Origin of the sequence: Rhizobium sp. WSM4643 (assembly GCF_025152745.1) — a bacterium.
In the GTDB taxonomy this organism is placed as follows: Bacteria; Pseudomonadota; Alphaproteobacteria; order Rhizobiales; family Rhizobiaceae; genus Rhizobium; species Rhizobium leguminosarum_I.
This window is the reverse complement of the sequence record NZ_CP104040.1, coordinates 4,794,661-4,810,209: the sequence shown is the minus strand read 5'-3', so window position 1 is coordinate 4,810,209 and position 15,549 is coordinate 4,794,661. Positions and strand designations below refer to the sequence as shown.

The window sequence follows — 15,549 nt, the reverse complement described above, 5'->3', positions numbered from 1 at the left end:
GTCGCGCCGGGATTCGTCTAAGACGAGAGCCAATTCAGCATCCCGCAAAGCCTTTCGAGGAGCCTGCCATGACCCTTGCCAACCTGCCGCCGCTCGTTACCGTGTTCGGAGGGTCGGGCTTCGTGGGCAGGCACGTGGTTCGGGCGCTGGCCAAGCGCGGCTATCGCATCCGCGTCGCGGTGCGCCGTCCAGATCTCGCCGGCTTCCTGCAGCCGCTCGGCAATGTCGGCCAGATCTCCTTCGTCCAGGCGAACCTGCGCTACCGCAGCTCGATCGACCGCGCCGTCGACGGTGCGAGCCACGTCGTCAACTGCGTCGGCATTCTGCACGAAACCGGCCGCAACACTTTCGACGCCGTGCAGGAATTCGGCGGCCGTGCGATTGCTGAGGCGGCGCGCGGCGCAGGTGCGGCGCTGACGCATATTTCGGCGATCGGCGCCGACGCGAAATCCGATTCCGACTATGGCCGCACCAAGGGCCGCGCCGAAACAGCCATCCTCTCGGTCAAGCCCGATGCAGTAATCTTCCGTCCGTCGATCGTCTTCGGACCGGAGGACAGCTTCTTCAACAAATTCGCCGAGATGGCACGCATGTCGCCAATCCTGCCGCTGGTTGGCGGCGGCAAGACGAAATTCCAGCCTGTCTATGTCGAGGACGTCGCCGAGGCTGTCGCCCGCGCCGTCGACGGCAAGGTCGCCGGCGGCAAGGTCTACGAACTTGGCGGGCCTGAGGTGCTCAGCTTCCGCGAATGTCTCGAGACGATGCTGAAGGTAACGTGCCGCAAGAACCGGCTGATATCCCTGCCCTTCGGCATCGCTTCGATGATCGGCAGCATCGCCTCGCTGATCCCCTTCATAACGCCGCCGATCACGCCGGATCAGGTGCGCCTGCTGAAGCGCGACAATGTCGTCTCGAGAGAAGCGGAGGCGGAGGGCCGCACGCTGAAGGGCCTCGGCATTACGCCCACCATGGTGGCATCGGTGCTCGGCTCCTATCTCGTGCACTATCGTCCGCACGGCCAATATACCGGCACCGGCAAGGCCGCCTGAGCATCTTTTCCAGACGATGAGATTTGGCCGTCTGCGGATCCCGCGGGCGGCCTTTTGGCGTTGCCGTGTCCCGCAAAGCCCGGCGCAAGTTTGAAGTGTTCTGGTGCTCGGCATATTCAGCGGCGTGGCATAAAAGACGCATCGGAATTTTTGTGGAATTAACGCCAAATTTAGCAGGAACGTTTATTGCTATTTGCCATTCCACTGACTACCAAACCCGCGCGTCTTCCAACGGACTCAACGCCAGCGGTCGCGCGCGGCAATCACTGTGAAAGGCAATTCTCGATGGGCAAGTCAATCGCGCTCCTGTTTGCGTGTGCGGCGCTGGTTATCCTTGCAGGCTCTTTCGTTGCGCCCGGTTCGGTCGCGGCGGTGAAGGGCGATTGCTCGCCGGCCTACGGCGTCGATCCTTGCTCGACGGCTTCGATCATCCATTGACGAAAAGCCTGGCCCCTGCGCCGGCATCCTGCTCCAACCAAGCAGTCGATCGGAACGCCTGAAACAGGGCGCTCGACAGTGAACGTCATGTCTCGCCTGCCCCTCAATGACTAACTGAGAGATCGGCACATTGCCGGTAATCGGGTGCCTGTTTGTGCGGTCCGACGGGGCATTTGCATTCGCGCCGGGAGTTGCGCGAATGCAATAAGGACGGATGTCTCAGGCAATGAAGCCGGTCGCGGCCATGCCGAGCAGCAAGACACCGAGAATGATGCGGTAGATGGCAAACAGGGTAAACCGGTTGCTTCTGATATAAGCAAGCAGCCATTTGACGGCGATGAAGGCAACGATCGTTGAGACGACGAAGGCGATGCCGAGCGCCGTCCAGTCTTCGCCTGCCGCTCCGCCATCCTTAAACGTCTTCAGCAATTCATAGCCACTGGCGGCATACATTGTGGGTATGCCGACGAGAAAGGCGAATTCCGTCGCCGCAGCGCGGTTGCCCGTGCCTGCCAGCATCGCGACGAAGATCGTGGCGCCGGAGCGCGAGGTTCCCGGGAAGACGCCGGCAACGATCTGGGCGATGCCGACCAGGATGGCGACAAGCCAGGTGATCTCCTTATGAGGCGGCCTGCGGGCGGCGGCCCATTCGGCAAAGATCATCCAGATACCGCCGATGATGAGCGCCCAGGCGATCGGTGTTGCGGTCTCCGGAAGTTCAAAGCCGAGCTTCTTGACGATCAGTCCGAGAATCGCGGTGATGAGAAAGGCGACGATCAGCTTGGCGGCATAATCGCGGTTGGCGGGGTCGCGCCAGCCAAGCACCAGATCCAGCAGACGACGCCAGTAGATGATGGTGACGGCGAGGATGGCGCCCGCCTGAATGACGATGTTGAACATGTCCGACCGATGTCCGAGCCATTGCTCGGCAATGATCAGATGGCCGGTGCTCGAGATCGGCAGGAACTCGGTGATCCCCTCTATGACACCGAGAATTGCAGCATTTATATAATCCATACATTGTCTCCGGTTTAAAGTTCGGTCGGGCCTGAGCGCTTGGGCCGATCAGACTGCCGCTTCCATTCGTTCGTTAGACCGTGTTTCGCCATTATCAGATGGCCCGAAAAATCCGATTCGCTTGTATTGGCGGGGTCAAACTCCTATAGCTTCAACCAATGAGTCATGACTAGGGCGCTATAATCGAGCTGCCACACAGTCCTGTAACAGCAATCACAACGCCCGAGTATCGATGCCCACGCTCTATCATCATCCCATGTCATCCGCATCTCGCTTCGTTCGGCTGATCCTGGCGGAATACGGCTATCAGGCGGATCTGATCGACGAGCAGACATGGGAGAAGCGCCGGGATTTCCTGGCGCTCAATCCGGCCGGCACGCTGCCGGTCTATGTCGACGACAGCATGCGCGCGCTTTGCGGCGCGAGCGTCATTTCCGAATATCTGGACGAGACGCATGGCGTCTTGAAGCGCGACCGGCGGCTGCTCGCCGAAGACCCTTTCCAGCGGGCCGAAATCCGCCGGCTGACCGAATGGTTCATGCAGAAGATGGAAAACGACGTGACCAAGCCGCTCGCGCGCGAGCGTGTCTATAAGTTGCAGATGAGCGCCGATCAGGGCGGCGGAGCGCCGGATTCGAAGGTTTTGCGCACGGCTCGCGCGAATATCCGCCAGCATATGCGCTACCTCACCTGGCTTGCCGGCTCGCGTCAATGGCTGGCGGGCGAGCGGATGAGCTATGCCGACCTTGCCGCTGCGGCTTCGATCTCGATCCTCGATTATCTCGGCGAGATCGAGTGGGCGGATTCGCCCGTCGTCAAGGACTGGTACCAGCGGCTGAAGTCGCGTCCGTCCTTCCGGCCGATGCTGACCGAGCGCGTACGCGGCCTGACACCGGTTTCCCACTATGCCGATCTGGATTTCTGACGAGGGCTCTTCATGCCCGAACCTGACAATGACGACAAAGAACGCCGGCGCCGCGACAATTTGACCGAGTTCGTCCGGGCGGAATCTGCCGCCAAGGGCTTCGATCTCTGCCGCATCACGCGCCCGGATGCGATCCCGCAAGCGAAGGAGCGTCTCGGCCAGTTCATCGATGCCGGGCGCCACGGGACGATGGCCTGGATGGCGGAGACGCGCGACCGGCGCGGCGATCCGCGCACACTCTGGAGCGAGGTACACTCCGTCGTCGTCTTCGGCCTCAACTACACCCCCGAAGAAGATCCCCGCGGCATTCTCGACAAGCCTGATAAGGCGGCGATTTCGGTCTATGCCCGCAACCGCGATTATCACGACGTCATCAAGGGCCGGCTGAAGGAGATCGCCACGCGCTTTGCAGCGCGGGCGGGCGCCGATGTCAAAGTCTTCGTCGATACGGCGCCTGTGATGGAAAAGCCGCTGGCGGAGGCAGCCGGGCTCGGCTGGCAGGGCAAACACACCAATCTCGTCAGCCGCGTTCATGGCTCCTGGCTGTTTCTCGGCACGATGTTTACCACCGCCGATCTTGCCGTCGACGCACCGGAGACCGATCATTGCGGCTCCTGTCGCGCCTGCCTCGACATCTGTCCGACGGCTGCCTTCCCGGCGCCTTACCAGATCGACGCGCGGCGCTGCATCTCCTATCTGACCATCGAGCACAAGGGGCCGATCGACGCCGATTTGCGCGTGCTGATCGGCAACCGCATCTACGGCTGCGACGACTGTCTTGCCGCCTGTCCCTGGAATAAGTTTGCAAGCTCCGCCTCCGAGATGAAGCTCAAGGCGCGGGAAGATCTGAAGGAGCCGTCGATCGCCTTTCTGCTGACACTCGACGATGCCGCCTTCCGCACCTTCTTCAGCGGCTCGCCGGTGAAGCGGATCGGCCGCGACCGCTTTATCCGCAACGTGCTGATCGCCGCCGGCAATTCCGGCGACAAGGCGTTCATCGGGCCATGTCGCGAACTTTCGGAGGATCCCTCGCCCATGGTGCGCGGCATGGCGGTCTGGGCGCTTTCACGGCTGATGGAGGCTGACGAATTTGCGGCCTTTGCCGCACAAAGGGCGGATGAGAGAGATGACGACGTCTTGAACGAATGGCGATTGGCAGGAGTGGGCTGATGCATGTGATGATCTTTGGCTGCGGTTATTCCGGCATGGCAATCGCCAAAGCCTTTGCCGGCGACGGCGTGCGTGTTTCCGGCACCACGCGCTCACCTGACAAAGTGGAAGCGCTCCGCCGAAACGGCATCGAAGCATTCCTTTTCGACGGCGAGAGCATGGAAGAGGGGCTCTGCCATGCCTTGGAAGGCGTCACCCATCTGGTGCAGTCGATCGCCCCTGGAAAGGCCGACCCACTGCTGCGGCTGCTCGGTAAAGACCGCGCACGCCTGCTGCTGAAGCTCGAATGGATCGGTTATCTCTCGACCGTCGGCGTCTATGGCGATCACCAGGGCGACTGGGTGAGTGAGGAAACGCCGTGCCTGCCCGTTTCCGGGCGGTCGACCGAGCGGCTCGAGGCGGAAGAGGGCTGGCTGGCGATGGGCCGGGAGCGCGGCCTGCCGGCGGCGGTGCTTCGCCTTTCCGGCATCTATGGGCCGGGACGCAACGCCTTCTGCAATCTGGACAAGGGCACGGCGCGACGGCTGATCAAGAAGGACCAGGTGTTCAACCGCATCCGCGTCGAGGATATCGGCGCGGCGACGCGTTTCCTGTCGGAGCGCGGCCTCGGCGGCATCTATAATGTCACCGACGACCGACCCGGCCCGCCGCAGGATGTGATCGTCGAGGCAGCCCGCCTGATGGGGGTAGAATCGCCGCCGGAGCAGGCGTTCGAGACCGCCGAATTGACGCCGATGGCGCGCACTTTCTACGGCGAGAACAAACGGGTTTCGAATGCCAAACTGAAGGCCGCCGGCTTCGCATTTTCCTTCCCGAACTATCCTATGTCGCTTGCGCAATTGTGGCGGGACGGATGTTGGCGCGGTTAGAACGCAGTCTTGTTTGCGACGGACGCATTCACCCAGAATGAGTAGGAAATTCCTACTTTCCCGCTTTGGCCGGACAATTTTCGCCGCATCTTATGGTTAACGGCCTTTGAATTTGCTCAAATGTGGCAGTAAATATGGCGAAATCGGAAAAATATTTTCGCGATTTTCGTGAACGCCGAGGCGTTAACTATCCCTTCGGAAAATTCGTTCGGATTTTAGCTGATTTTATTAGGTTTTTTCCACGCTTGGGCGCGGCGTGCATTCCCGGAATCCCGACGTCACACTCACGAATGTTACAGATTGTAATATTCCGTGAAGCTGCGCGGCACTTTTTCGCCACTTTTTCACAGATTTAAGCCCCGCCGCCTGCAAGGGCGCGAGTTCAATAGTTGAGGGATACTCTGTTTTGAAGAAAATACGTCGTTCTATTGTCGCCGCTGTAACTATTGCAGCCTGTTCTTCCATGCTTCCGGCGGAAGGTTTTGCTGGCAATGGCTGTGGCGGTGCTTCATGGTACGCACTTCGCTCCAAAACTGCTTCCGGGGAACGTATGAACCCTGCCATCTTGACTGCCGCACATCGTTCGCTTGCTTTCGGCACCAAGGTGAAGGTCACCAACAGCAACAATGGCCGCACCGTCGTCGTTCGCATCAACGATCGTGGTCCGTTCATCCGCGGTCGTGTGCTCGACCTGTCGCGCGCCGCCGCACAGAATATCGGCATGGTGAGCTCCGGCACTGCGAAGGTCTGCTACCAGATCATCAGCTGAGGCCAGCACTGACTGCGCCGGAAGCGGCGCTTGCTCTTGCCGTCAATCGCGGTTACCACGCGGTTGAGACTTGTGAACAATTGACTGCGTGACACTCACGTTTGCGCTGGTCGTTCCCACGCCACGGCAACAGGAGACATGTGAATGCGTCTGGGCGGCCGCCTCGAAGGGGCGATTTCTGTGCTCGCGGACATCGATGCCCGCAAGCGGCCCGTCGCCGACGCGCTGAAGGACTGGGGCCTCGCGCACCGCTTCGCCGGCTCCGGCGATCGTGCAGCGATCGGCAACATCGTCTATGACGCACTGCGCATGCGGCTTTCCCACGCCTGGCTGATGGATGACGAGAGTGCCGCGGCCATTGCCCATGCCGTCATGTTCCGCCAATGGGGTTTCACGCCAGACAGTCTTGCCACTGAGCTGGCAGATGACAAGTTCGCGCCGGCGCCGCTTTCAGCCGACGCCGTCTCGGCCTTTCAAAGCCGCTCGCTCGACGATGCGCCGCCGCATATCCGCGGCGATATTCCCGAATGGGTCCAACCCTCCTTCGAGCGGGCCTTCGGCGCCGGCTGGCTCGCCGAGGCACAGGCACTCGCAGCGCGCCCGACGCTCGATCTGCGCGCCAACCTGCTCAAAGCCTCCCGCGACAAGGTCGTCAAGGCGCTCGAAAGAGCCAACGCGCATGCAGCGAAGATCGCCCGCCACGGCATCCGGATTGCCGCCGGCGAAGGCGCCTCGCGTCTTCCCAACGTGACAGCCGAGCTATCGTTCCAGAAAGGCTGGTTCGAAGTTCAGGACGAGGGATCGCAGATCGTCGCCGACCTAGTGCTCGCCCACGACGGCGAACAGGTTCTCGACTATTGCGCCGGCGGCGGCGGCAAGACGCTCGCCATGGCGGCGGCCATGCAGAACAAGGGACAGGTTCACGCCTATGACGCCGACCGCAAACGGCTGGCGCCGATCATCGAGCGGCTGAAGCGGGCGGGCACACGCAATGTCCAGGTGCATGACGACGCCAGGGCGCTCTCCGGCCTTGCCGGACGCTGCGACAAGGTGCTGGTCGACGCACCCTGCACCGGCACCGGCACGTGGCGCCGCCGCCCCGATACGAAGTGGCGGCTGACGGCGAAGAACCTCGACGAGCGCACCGCCCAGCAGCAGGACGCGCTGGCGCAGGCGAGCAGCTTCGTCAAATCAGGCGGCGACCTGATCTATGTGACCTGCTCGGTCCTGCCTCAGGAAAACGAGGAACAGGCGCGCCGCTTCACGGCTGACAATCCTGATTTTCAGATCGTCAGTGCCCTGCCTGCCTGGGATCAGCTCTTCGGCAAGGACGCCCCGCGTCCGCACTCTTCCGACGGCCTGTCGGTGACTTTGACCCCCGCCTCCACCGATACCGACGGCTTCTTCTTCTGCCGCATGCAGCGGAAGGGTTGACGCGGTTTAGCGGAGGCATACGCAGCTGCCGGTTTTTCAAGCAAATGCCGTTCAAAATGACCGGTTAGCCGCGCCTGTCCATTCTTAAAATCATTCCAAACTAGAGTGTTTGACACCAGTTTGCTTTTGCGCGAAGAGACGAAGCCCGATGACAGCGCCGCGCGTCTTATCAGACGCGCAAAGGACGCTGTAACACTTTGAATCGACGCATCGCGCTTTCCGAAAATCGATTCCGATTTTCGGGCCGGTGCCGTAGACGGAAAATCCGTCACAGGAGAGGATCATGAAGCTCAACCGCAAATTCCGTGCAGCCGTGCTGGCGATCGCCCCCGCCGCCCTGCTCGCCCTTCCCGCGCATGCCGAGACCGATGCCGCTAGCGTGGTGAAACACTATGCCGATGTGGCGCATGCGAAATACGAGGACTCGCTGACGACGGCCAAGGCGCTCGACGCTGCGATCGACGCCTTTCTGAAGGCGCCGACCGATGCGACGCTCAAGGCCGCCCGGGAGGCATGGATCAAGGCGCGCGTTCCCTACCAGCAGACGGAAGTCTATCGCTTCGGCAATCCGATTGTCGACGACTGGGAAGGCAGGGTCAATGCATGGCCGCTCGATGAAGGCCTGGTCGACTATGTCGATGCCTCCTACGGCACCGAGAGCGACGAAAATTCTCTCTATGTGGCCAATGTCATTGCCAACAAGACGATCAAGATCGACGGCAAGGATGTCGACGCCTCCAAGCTGACGCCGGAATTCCTCTCCGGCACGCTGGCCGAGGCCGGCGGCATCGAAGCCAATGTCGCGACCGGCTACCACGCCATCGAATTCCTGCTCTGGGGACAGGATCTGAACGGCACGGGCCCTGGCGCCGGCGACCGCCCGGCAACCGATTACGACCTCAAGAATTGCACGCACGGCAATTGCGACCGGCGCGCCGAATATCTGAAGTCCGCCTCCACCCTGCTGGTTTCCGACCTGCAGGAAATGACCGACAACTGGACGCCGGACGGTGCGGCGACCAAGAACATCGAAGCCGATCCGAAGGCCGGCCTCGTGGCGATTCTGACGGGCATGGGTTCGCTTTCCTACGGCGAGCTTGCCGGCGAGCGCATGAAGCTCGGCCTCTTGCTGCACGATCCGGAAGAAGAACATGATTGCTTCTCGGACAACACCTACAACTCGCATCTCAACGACGCGATCGGCATCGCTGCTGCCTACACCGGCAACTATACCCGCGCCGACGGCACCAAGCTCAGCGGCCCGTCGCTGCACGATCTGGTGGCCGCCAAGGACAAGGCGCTCGATGCCGAAGTGGAAGGCAAGCTCAACAAGACGCTCGATGCGATGAATGCCATGGCAAAGCGCGGCGAGACCGTCGAGAAGTACGACCAGATGATCGGCGAGGGCAACAAGGACGGCAACGCCGTCGTCCAGGCCGCCATCGACGGCCTGATCGACCAGACGAAATCGGTGCAGCGCGTCATTGCCGCACTCGATCTCGGCACGGTTCAGCTTGAAGGTTCCGACAGCTTGGATAATCCTAACGCCGTCTTCAAATAAGCAAAAAGGCGGGCCGCTTCGAAAGCCGGGGCGGCCCGGACCCTGAAATGTCGCATGTCCCGGCCCGCCGATTGATCGCCAGCGCAGCGCTCTGCGCCACACTTGCCGGTTATTCCGTCAGCATCGCCGCCGGTTTCGATCTGCCGACGAAACGTACCGACCTTTCCGAAGCCGATCTGCAACGCGTCGCCGACGTCACCCGGCCGACGGTGGATTTTTCCAAGGCCGAACAATACGAGGCCATGCAGGCAGGGGCGACGACCTCGATCGACCCTGTCACCGAGGACAGCTTCTCGCATATTTCGGCCAATATCCCCTTCGAGGAAGAGCAGAATTTCAAGCTCGGCAACGCGCTCTTCCGCAAGCTCTGGGTGTCCGCTCCGTCCTCGACGCAGGCCTCCGATGGTCTCGGGCCGCTGTTCAACGCCCGCTCCTGCATGAGCTGCCATGTCAATGATGGCCGCGGCAGGCCGCCGGAGGGAGGCCCGAGCGCCACCTCGATGTTGCTGCGGCTTTCCCGTGCGGCCAGGACGCCGGAGGAAGAAAAGGCGGTTGCGCGTGCTGATGTCGTCAATTTTCCCGATCCGGTCTACGGCCATCAGTTGCAGGACCTCGCCGTTCCCGGCCTTGCTGCCGAGGGGAAGATGGCGATCAGCTACCGCGAAGAGAGGGTGACGCTCGTCGACGGCGAGATCGCCTCGCTGCGCCGGCCGAGCTATGCGGTTGTCAATCCCGCCTATGGACCGCTCGATCCCGCGACGACGATTTCGCCGCGTGTCGCCTCGGCGATGATCGGCCTCGGACTGATCGAGGCCATTCCCGAAGCCGATATCCTCGCCCATGCCGATCCGGACGATGCCGATGGCGACGGCATTTCGGGGAAGGCTGCGGTTGTGCGCGACCGCCGCAGCGGCAAGATCGTCCTCGGCCGATTCGGCTGGAAGGCGCAGAACGCCACGGTGCGAGACCAGAGTGCCGATGCCTTCGCCAATGATATCGGTATCTCGACGCCCGATCACCCGGATGCGCAGGGCGATTGCACCAAGGCCGAAGAGAAATGCCTTGATATGCCGACCGGCGTGCAGAAACGGCTGGGCGCAGAAGAAGCGCCAGGTCCCATTCTCGACCTCGTCACCTTCTATTCCGAAAATCTCGCCGTTCCGGCACGGCGCAAGGCAAGCTTCGCCGAGACGCTGCGGGGCAAGCGGATCTTCTACGAAAGCGGCTGCATTTCCTGTCATGTGCCGAAATTCGTCACCCGGCGGGATACGCCTGAAAAAGCACAGTCCTTCCAGCTGATCTGGCCCTATTCCGACTTTCTTCTGCACGACATGGGCGACGGCCTTGCCGACGGGCAGCAGGTCGGCCTTGCAAGCGGACGTGAATGGCGCACGCCGCCACTATGGGGTATAGGACTGACCCGGACTGTCAGCGGACACAGCTTTTTCCTGCATGACGGCCGTGCGCGGAGCCTCACCGAAGCGATCCTTTGGCATGGCGGTGAAGCTGAAAAGGCCCGCAACGCTTTCTCCTCCCTGCCGAAAGACGACAGGGCGGCCCTGATTACATTCCTGGAGTCACTTTGATGCGCCTTTGGCACCCCCTGCTCTGCCTTCCTCTGATCGGCCTCGCCACATCAGCAGCCGCCCAGACCGTAGCTCCCCCGGCAGGGCTGAACGAGGATGCCGTTCCCGCCGTCATGCAGCGCGCCGTCGACGAGGTGATCCGTCCCGGCTATCGCAACATGCAGCAATCGGCCGCCCGGCTGACGACGGCGATGAAGGATCTTTGCAGCGACGGCACGCAGCAGACGCTCGACAAGGCGAAATCGGCCTTCGACGATACAATCCGCTACTGGTCGATCATCGAAATCGTCCAGACCGGACCGGTTATCCAGGACAATCTCTTCGAGCACATCCTGTTTTATCCCGACCGCAAGGGCGTCGGCCTCAAGCAGGTGCAGGCGCTGATTGCCAAGGCCGATCCGAAGGATGCGACGGTCGATGCGATCGCCGGCAAGAGTGTTGCGCTGCAAGGCCTGACGGCGCTGGAATACGTGCTCTACGGCAATGGCTCCAACGATCTCGTCGGGCAGAAAAACGGCTTCCGCTGCCTTTACGGCCAGGCGGTCGCCGGCAATATCCAGCGTGAAGCCGGCGAAGTCGTCGCCGCCTGGGAAAAGCCCGACGGCGTGCAGGCGAGCTGGAAACATACAGGCCCGCAGAGCAACGATTTCATGGACAACAAGGAAGCAGTGACGGCGCTGCTCGGCATTCTCGTCCATGGTGCGGAGAATGTCCGCGACCAGCGGCTGGAGCAGTTCTACAAGGGCAAGGACGCTGCGCCACGGCCGCGCATGGCGATCTACTGGCGCTCCAAGAATACCTGGAAATCGATGGCCGCCAATCTCGAAGGCCTGCGCACGCTCTGGCAGAAGGCCGGCATGGCCGAGCTTCTGCCGCCGGACAAGCAACCGATTGCCGCCTCGATCGACGAGGACTTCAAATCGCTGCTCGACAGCGTACCGAAGCTCAATCCCGACATCGACGTCGCCACCGGCGATGCAGAGAAGGCCAAGCTCGATACGCTGCTTGCCGACAGCCGCAACCTGATCACCCGGATCAGCGACGAATATGGCGCAGCGATCGGCCTTTCGGCCGGCTTTTCCTTTTCGGACGGAGATTGAGACGATGATGCGAAGTGCCGCAATCAACCGACGCAGCTTCGTCAAGGCGGCCGGCCTCGGCTTCCTTGCCACCTTGACGCCAAGGTCGCTGATGGCGCTGGAGCAGACTGATGCGGTCTATGCCTCGGGCATTCGGGCAGCCGACGGCTCCTTTGCCATTGCGACCGTGACCGAGCGCGGCGAGATCGTCGATCAGATGATGCTTCCCGCCCGCGCCCACGGTATGGCCTTCAGCGCCAGCACCGGCAAGACGGTCGCCTTCGCGCGCCGGCCGGGCACCTTTGCGATGATCTTCGATCCCCGGAACAAGGGCGAGCCGGTCGCCATCAGTTCGCCAGAGGGCCGGCATTTCTACGGTCATGGCGCTTTCTCTCCCGATGGTCGTCTGCTCTATGCCAGCGAGAACGACTTCGACGGCAATCGCGGCATGATCGGTCTCTACGACGCCACCGACCGCTTCACCCGCATCGGCGAATTCGAGACTTACGGCATCGGTCCGCACGACATGACGGTTTCCGAAGACGGACGCCTTCTCGTCGTCGCCAATGGCGGCATCGAGACGCATCCGGATTTCGGCCGCACCAAGCTCAATCTCGGCGAGATGCAGCCGTCGCTGGCGCTGATCGATGCGGCGACCGGGGCGCTGGTCGAGAAACATGTGCTGCCGGCGGAATGGGCGGAACTCTCCACCCGCCACGTCGATCTCGACGGCGAGGGCCGCATCTGGTTCGCCTGCCAGTATGAAGGTCACCGCAAGGATTTGCCGCCGCTTGTCGGCCATTTCGCCAAGGGCGAGAATCTCTCCTTCATCGACCTGCCGGAGGAGACGACGCGCCGGCTAGCCAATTACGTCGGAGCGATCGCCGTCAATCGCAGCGAAGGCCTCGTCGGCATCACCTCCCCGAAGGGCGGCGCCTCGGTGACGATCGACGCAAGGACGGGCAAGGTGCTGGCCGAAGCGACCATTCCGGATGCAGCGGGCATCGCGCCGGCAAAGAGCGGCTTTGCCGTCTCCTCCTATGACGGCGATTTCCTGTCGACCCGCAGCGACGTCGCCTGGGATCAGCACATCGTGCGGATCTGATCACGGAAGCAGAGCTTCAGAGCAATTCCAGGAAAAGTGTGAAGCGGTTTTCCGTCCGGAATTGCGTAAAAACAAAAGGCTAGAGCGGTCCTGCGCTTCCGTTAAAAGCTGAACCGCTCTAGCCTGAACGCGAATAGGCTTTCTGCTCGGCGCTGACGCTCGATGCCGCGGCTCTTGCCGCCTCGTGCAGCCATTCGTTTCCCCGCACCGCCAGATCCTTCAGGATCGCTGCAACCGCTGCCGCATCGTCGGAATGGCAATTGGCGATCTCGAAGCCCATCAGTTCCAGCATCGTCGGCGAAAGCAGGATCTCGGGACGCCGGTCGATTTCGATCTTGCAGCTGTTCGGCGAGAGCCGGCGCACGAGGATGCGGCCGGAAACCCGGTAGTGCGGATCGGCTGAGCGCGCCCGCCCATTGGCGATCTCGCTTGCGTGGATCGCCACGTCCTGTGGCCTGTGGCGAAGCGACCAGGCCGACGGCAGCAGCGCCTTTGCCTCACGCAGCACCGGCCCGCCCTGCCATTCGGCATAGACGACGAAACGCGGCCGGCCGAGACTGCCGGTGCCGCCGCTGCGCGGCTTTGGCACGAAGGGCCCCGCCCCGGACGGCAGCGCGGCGGCGAGCGCCTTGGCGTAGGCTGGTGGCGGCGGCTTGCTGCCGGGACGCAACATTTCGTATTTCTCCCAGAATTCCCTGCGTCCGGAATTCGGCAGCATCAACGCCTTGCGCAGCCATTTGTGGTCGCGCTCGAGGATGACGGGCAGCGGATTTTCAAGGCCCCTGCGATAGCCGCTGAGGATCAGCTCGCCGATCATGCGAACCGAGGGACCGTCGTCACCGCGCGCCAAGACGGCGCTTGCCGCAAGCCGAACGAGATCAAATGCATAGGGCATCACCGCCGCGTCGTCGAAATCATTGACGCCCCAGACGAGCCGGCCCTCGATATCGCGCCAGGTGCCGAAATTCTCCAGATGCGTATCGCCGATCGCCAGCACCTCGGGCGCGCCTGTGAGTTCCGGACAGATATCGAGGATGATCTCGCACCAGCGCCAATAGGTGGCGCGCAGGAAGACGAAATCGCCGCTTCGCATCTTCTCGTGCTTCTCCCTGAGATCGTCCTTGACGAGATCGTCGCCGAGTTCGCCGGCCAGCCAGGTCTCGAAATTCCGGACCGATTGCGATATCGTCGTCATGCTGGCGCTCCATCATTTCGCGACCCGATGCGGAGAATACGCACACCGCGCGAAGCTGCAATCGTCTTCGCATCGGGAGGCCATAGTCGAGCGGTACTGGCCAGCGGTATTGGCCAGCTGTACCGGCTTGCACGGCGACGGAAAGGTGAAAGGTTGCCCCGGCGACACGGTCCTGGGTTTCCATCGGCGCCCGGACCGATTTCAGCAATGTCCAGCTTGTCGAATGCGGCGCGCCATGCCACTTTCGCGGCTGTAAGAGGGGCAGACATGAGCGAGACTGACAGGGGCGATTTCCGCGCGCGAATCCGCCGTAATTTTGCGCGGCAGGCGGCGATGGAGACAATCGGCGCGGAGCTGACGCGCGTCGAGCACGGCGTCGTCGAGATCGAGCTTGCCTTCGACGTCAAACTGACACAGCAGCACGGCATCCTGCACGCGGGCATCATTTCCGCAGCGCTCGATTCGGCCTGCGGCTTTGCCGCCTACAGCGTCATCGACCCGGAAGCCTCGATCCTGACGATCGAGTTCAAGGTCAATCTCATGTCGCCGGGGCGTGGCGATCGTTTCCTGTTTCGCGGGGAAATCACCAAACCCGGCTCCACCATCATCGTCGCCGACGGACGAGGCTACGCGATCAGCGACGGGCCGGCGAAACTCATCGCCTCCATGACCGGAACGATGATGGTGATCCGCGGTAGAGAGGGCATTACGGGATGAAGTTCGAACTGAAATCGGTCGCGGGGAAATCCATCCTTTTCGTCATGGCGGCGGAGGCCGAATACGGTCCCTTCCTGCGTTCGCGCATCGAACCTTTGATGACCGGCGTCGGCCCGGTCGAGGCTGCCATCGCGCTGAGCAAGACATTGGCGCGGCTGGATGCAGCCGACGACCTGCCTGATCTCGTCGTGTCCCTCGGCTCGGCCGGCTCGGCGAAACTGGAGCAGACCGAAATCTATCAGGTGACCTCGGTTTCCTACCGCGACATGGACGCCTCGCCGCTCGGCTTCGAAAAGGGCAAGACACCCTTTCTCGACCTGCCGGCAACGCTCGAGCTGCCGCTGCGCATTCCCGGCATTGCCGAAGCAAGCCTTTCCACCGGCGGCAACATCATCTCGGGCGCCGCCTATACGGGCGTCGACGCCGACATGGTCGATATGGAGACCTATGCGGTACTGCGGGCCTGCCAGGGCTACAAGCTGCCGCTGATCGGCCTTCGCGGCATTTCCGACGGCGCCGTCGAACTGCAGCATATTTCGGGCTGGACCGAGTATCTGCACATCGTTGACCGCAAGCTCTCTTACGGGGTCGACAGTCTGTTCACGGCGCTGGAGGACGGGGTTTTCTGGTTCTGA

Annotated in this window: 15 protein-coding genes; 13 read left to right on the top strand and 2 right to left on the bottom strand. The window is 62.1% G+C overall.

Annotation, left to right across the window (positions count from 1 at the left end; all coding sequences use genetic code 11):
- The first annotated feature begins 68 nt into the window (after positions 1–68).
- On the top strand, positions 69–1,049 hold the full coding sequence (locus N1937_RS23650; RefSeq protein WP_222292329.1) for a complex I NDUFA9 subunit family protein: 981 nt from the start codon (positions 69–71) through the stop codon (positions 1,047–1,049).
- Positions 1,050–1,334: 285 nt separating this feature from the next.
- The gene (locus N1937_RS23645) at positions 1,335–1,487 is read left to right on the top strand and encodes a hypothetical protein (RefSeq protein ID WP_003544729.1); all 153 of its coding nucleotides are present in this window, start codon (positions 1,335–1,337) and stop codon (positions 1,485–1,487) included.
- Positions 1,488–1,706: 219 nt separating this feature from the next.
- On the opposite strand, the gene N1937_RS23640 is transcribed toward N1937_RS23645, so the two are convergent.
- The gene (locus tag N1937_RS23640) at positions 1,707–2,504 is read right to left on the bottom strand and encodes an undecaprenyl-diphosphate phosphatase (protein ID WP_260057122.1); all 798 of its coding nucleotides are present in this window, start codon (positions 2,502–2,504) and stop codon (positions 1,707–1,709) included.
- 232 nt (positions 2,505–2,736) lie between these two features.
- On the opposite strand from N1937_RS23640, the gene N1937_RS23635 reads away from it, so the two are divergent.
- The 9 genes from N1937_RS23635 (at position 2,737) to N1937_RS23595 (ending at position 13,002) form a co-directional block, all read left to right on the top strand.
- A complete protein-coding gene (locus tag N1937_RS23635; RefSeq protein ID WP_017966660.1) occupies positions 2,737–3,429 on the top strand; it encodes a glutathione S-transferase family protein in 693 nt (230 codons plus the stop codon).
- A gap of 12 nt (positions 3,430–3,441) precedes the next feature.
- The gene (queG, locus tag N1937_RS23630) at positions 3,442–4,599 is read left to right on the top strand and encodes a tRNA epoxyqueuosine(34) reductase QueG (RefSeq protein ID WP_260057121.1); all 1,158 of its coding nucleotides are present in this window, start codon (positions 3,442–3,444) and stop codon (positions 4,597–4,599) included.
- Positions 4,599–5,468 carry an SDR family oxidoreductase gene (locus tag N1937_RS23625; protein ID WP_260057120.1) on the top strand — a complete coding sequence of 290 codons (870 nt, stop codon included), beginning with the start codon at positions 4,599–4,601 and terminating at the stop codon, positions 5,466–5,468. The genes queG and N1937_RS23625 overlap by 1 nt, the downstream gene beginning before the upstream one ends.
- 406 nt (positions 5,469–5,874) lie before the next feature.
- Positions 5,875–6,237 (top strand): septal ring lytic transglycosylase RlpA family protein, encoded by a 363-nt coding sequence (locus N1937_RS23620; RefSeq protein ID WP_017966657.1) that lies wholly within the window; start codon positions 5,875–5,877, stop codon positions 6,235–6,237.
- Between the two features lie 144 nt (positions 6,238–6,381).
- Positions 6,382–7,671, top strand: a complete 1,290-nt coding sequence (locus N1937_RS23615; RefSeq protein ID WP_260057119.1) for an RsmB/NOP family class I SAM-dependent RNA methyltransferase — start codon at positions 6,382–6,384, stop codon at positions 7,669–7,671.
- A gap of 283 nt (positions 7,672–7,954) precedes the next feature.
- Positions 7,955–9,232 carry an imelysin family protein gene (locus tag N1937_RS23610; protein WP_260057118.1) on the top strand — a complete coding sequence of 426 codons (1,278 nt, stop codon included), beginning with the start codon at positions 7,955–7,957 and terminating at the stop codon, positions 9,230–9,232.
- A 47-nt stretch (positions 9,233–9,279) separates the two neighbouring features.
- Entirely contained in the window at positions 9,280–10,818 is a 1,539-nt protein-coding gene (locus tag N1937_RS23605) for a di-heme oxidoreductase family protein (RefSeq protein ID WP_260057117.1), read from the top strand.
- Positions 10,818–11,918: an imelysin family protein gene (locus tag N1937_RS23600; RefSeq protein ID WP_260057116.1), complete on the top strand. Its 1,101-nt coding sequence runs from the start codon at positions 10,818–10,820 to the stop codon at positions 11,916–11,918. The genes N1937_RS23605 and N1937_RS23600 overlap by 1 nt, the downstream gene beginning before the upstream one ends.
- A gap of 4 nt (positions 11,919–11,922) precedes the next feature.
- A complete protein-coding gene (locus tag N1937_RS23595) occupies positions 11,923–13,002 on the top strand; it encodes a DUF1513 domain-containing protein (RefSeq protein ID WP_260057115.1) in 1,080 nt (359 codons plus the stop codon).
- A gap of 118 nt (positions 13,003–13,120) precedes the next feature.
- On the opposite strand, the gene N1937_RS23590 is transcribed toward N1937_RS23595, so the two are convergent.
- Positions 13,121–14,197, bottom strand: coding sequence for a DUF2252 domain-containing protein (locus N1937_RS23590; RefSeq protein WP_260057114.1), 1,077 nt, complete (start codon positions 14,195–14,197; stop codon positions 13,121–13,123).
- A gap of 267 nt (positions 14,198–14,464) precedes the next feature.
- On the opposite strand from N1937_RS23590, the gene N1937_RS23585 reads away from it, so the two are divergent.
- Both N1937_RS23585 and N1937_RS23580 read left to right on the top strand, forming a co-directional pair.
- Entirely contained in the window at positions 14,465–14,914 is a 450-nt protein-coding gene (locus N1937_RS23585; RefSeq protein WP_260057113.1) for a PaaI family thioesterase, read from the top strand.
- On the top strand, positions 14,911–15,549 hold the full coding sequence (locus N1937_RS23580; protein ID WP_017966649.1) for a 5'-methylthioadenosine/S-adenosylhomocysteine nucleosidase: 639 nt from the start codon (positions 14,911–14,913) through the stop codon (positions 15,547–15,549). Before N1937_RS23585 ends, N1937_RS23580 begins: the two co-directional genes overlap by 4 nt.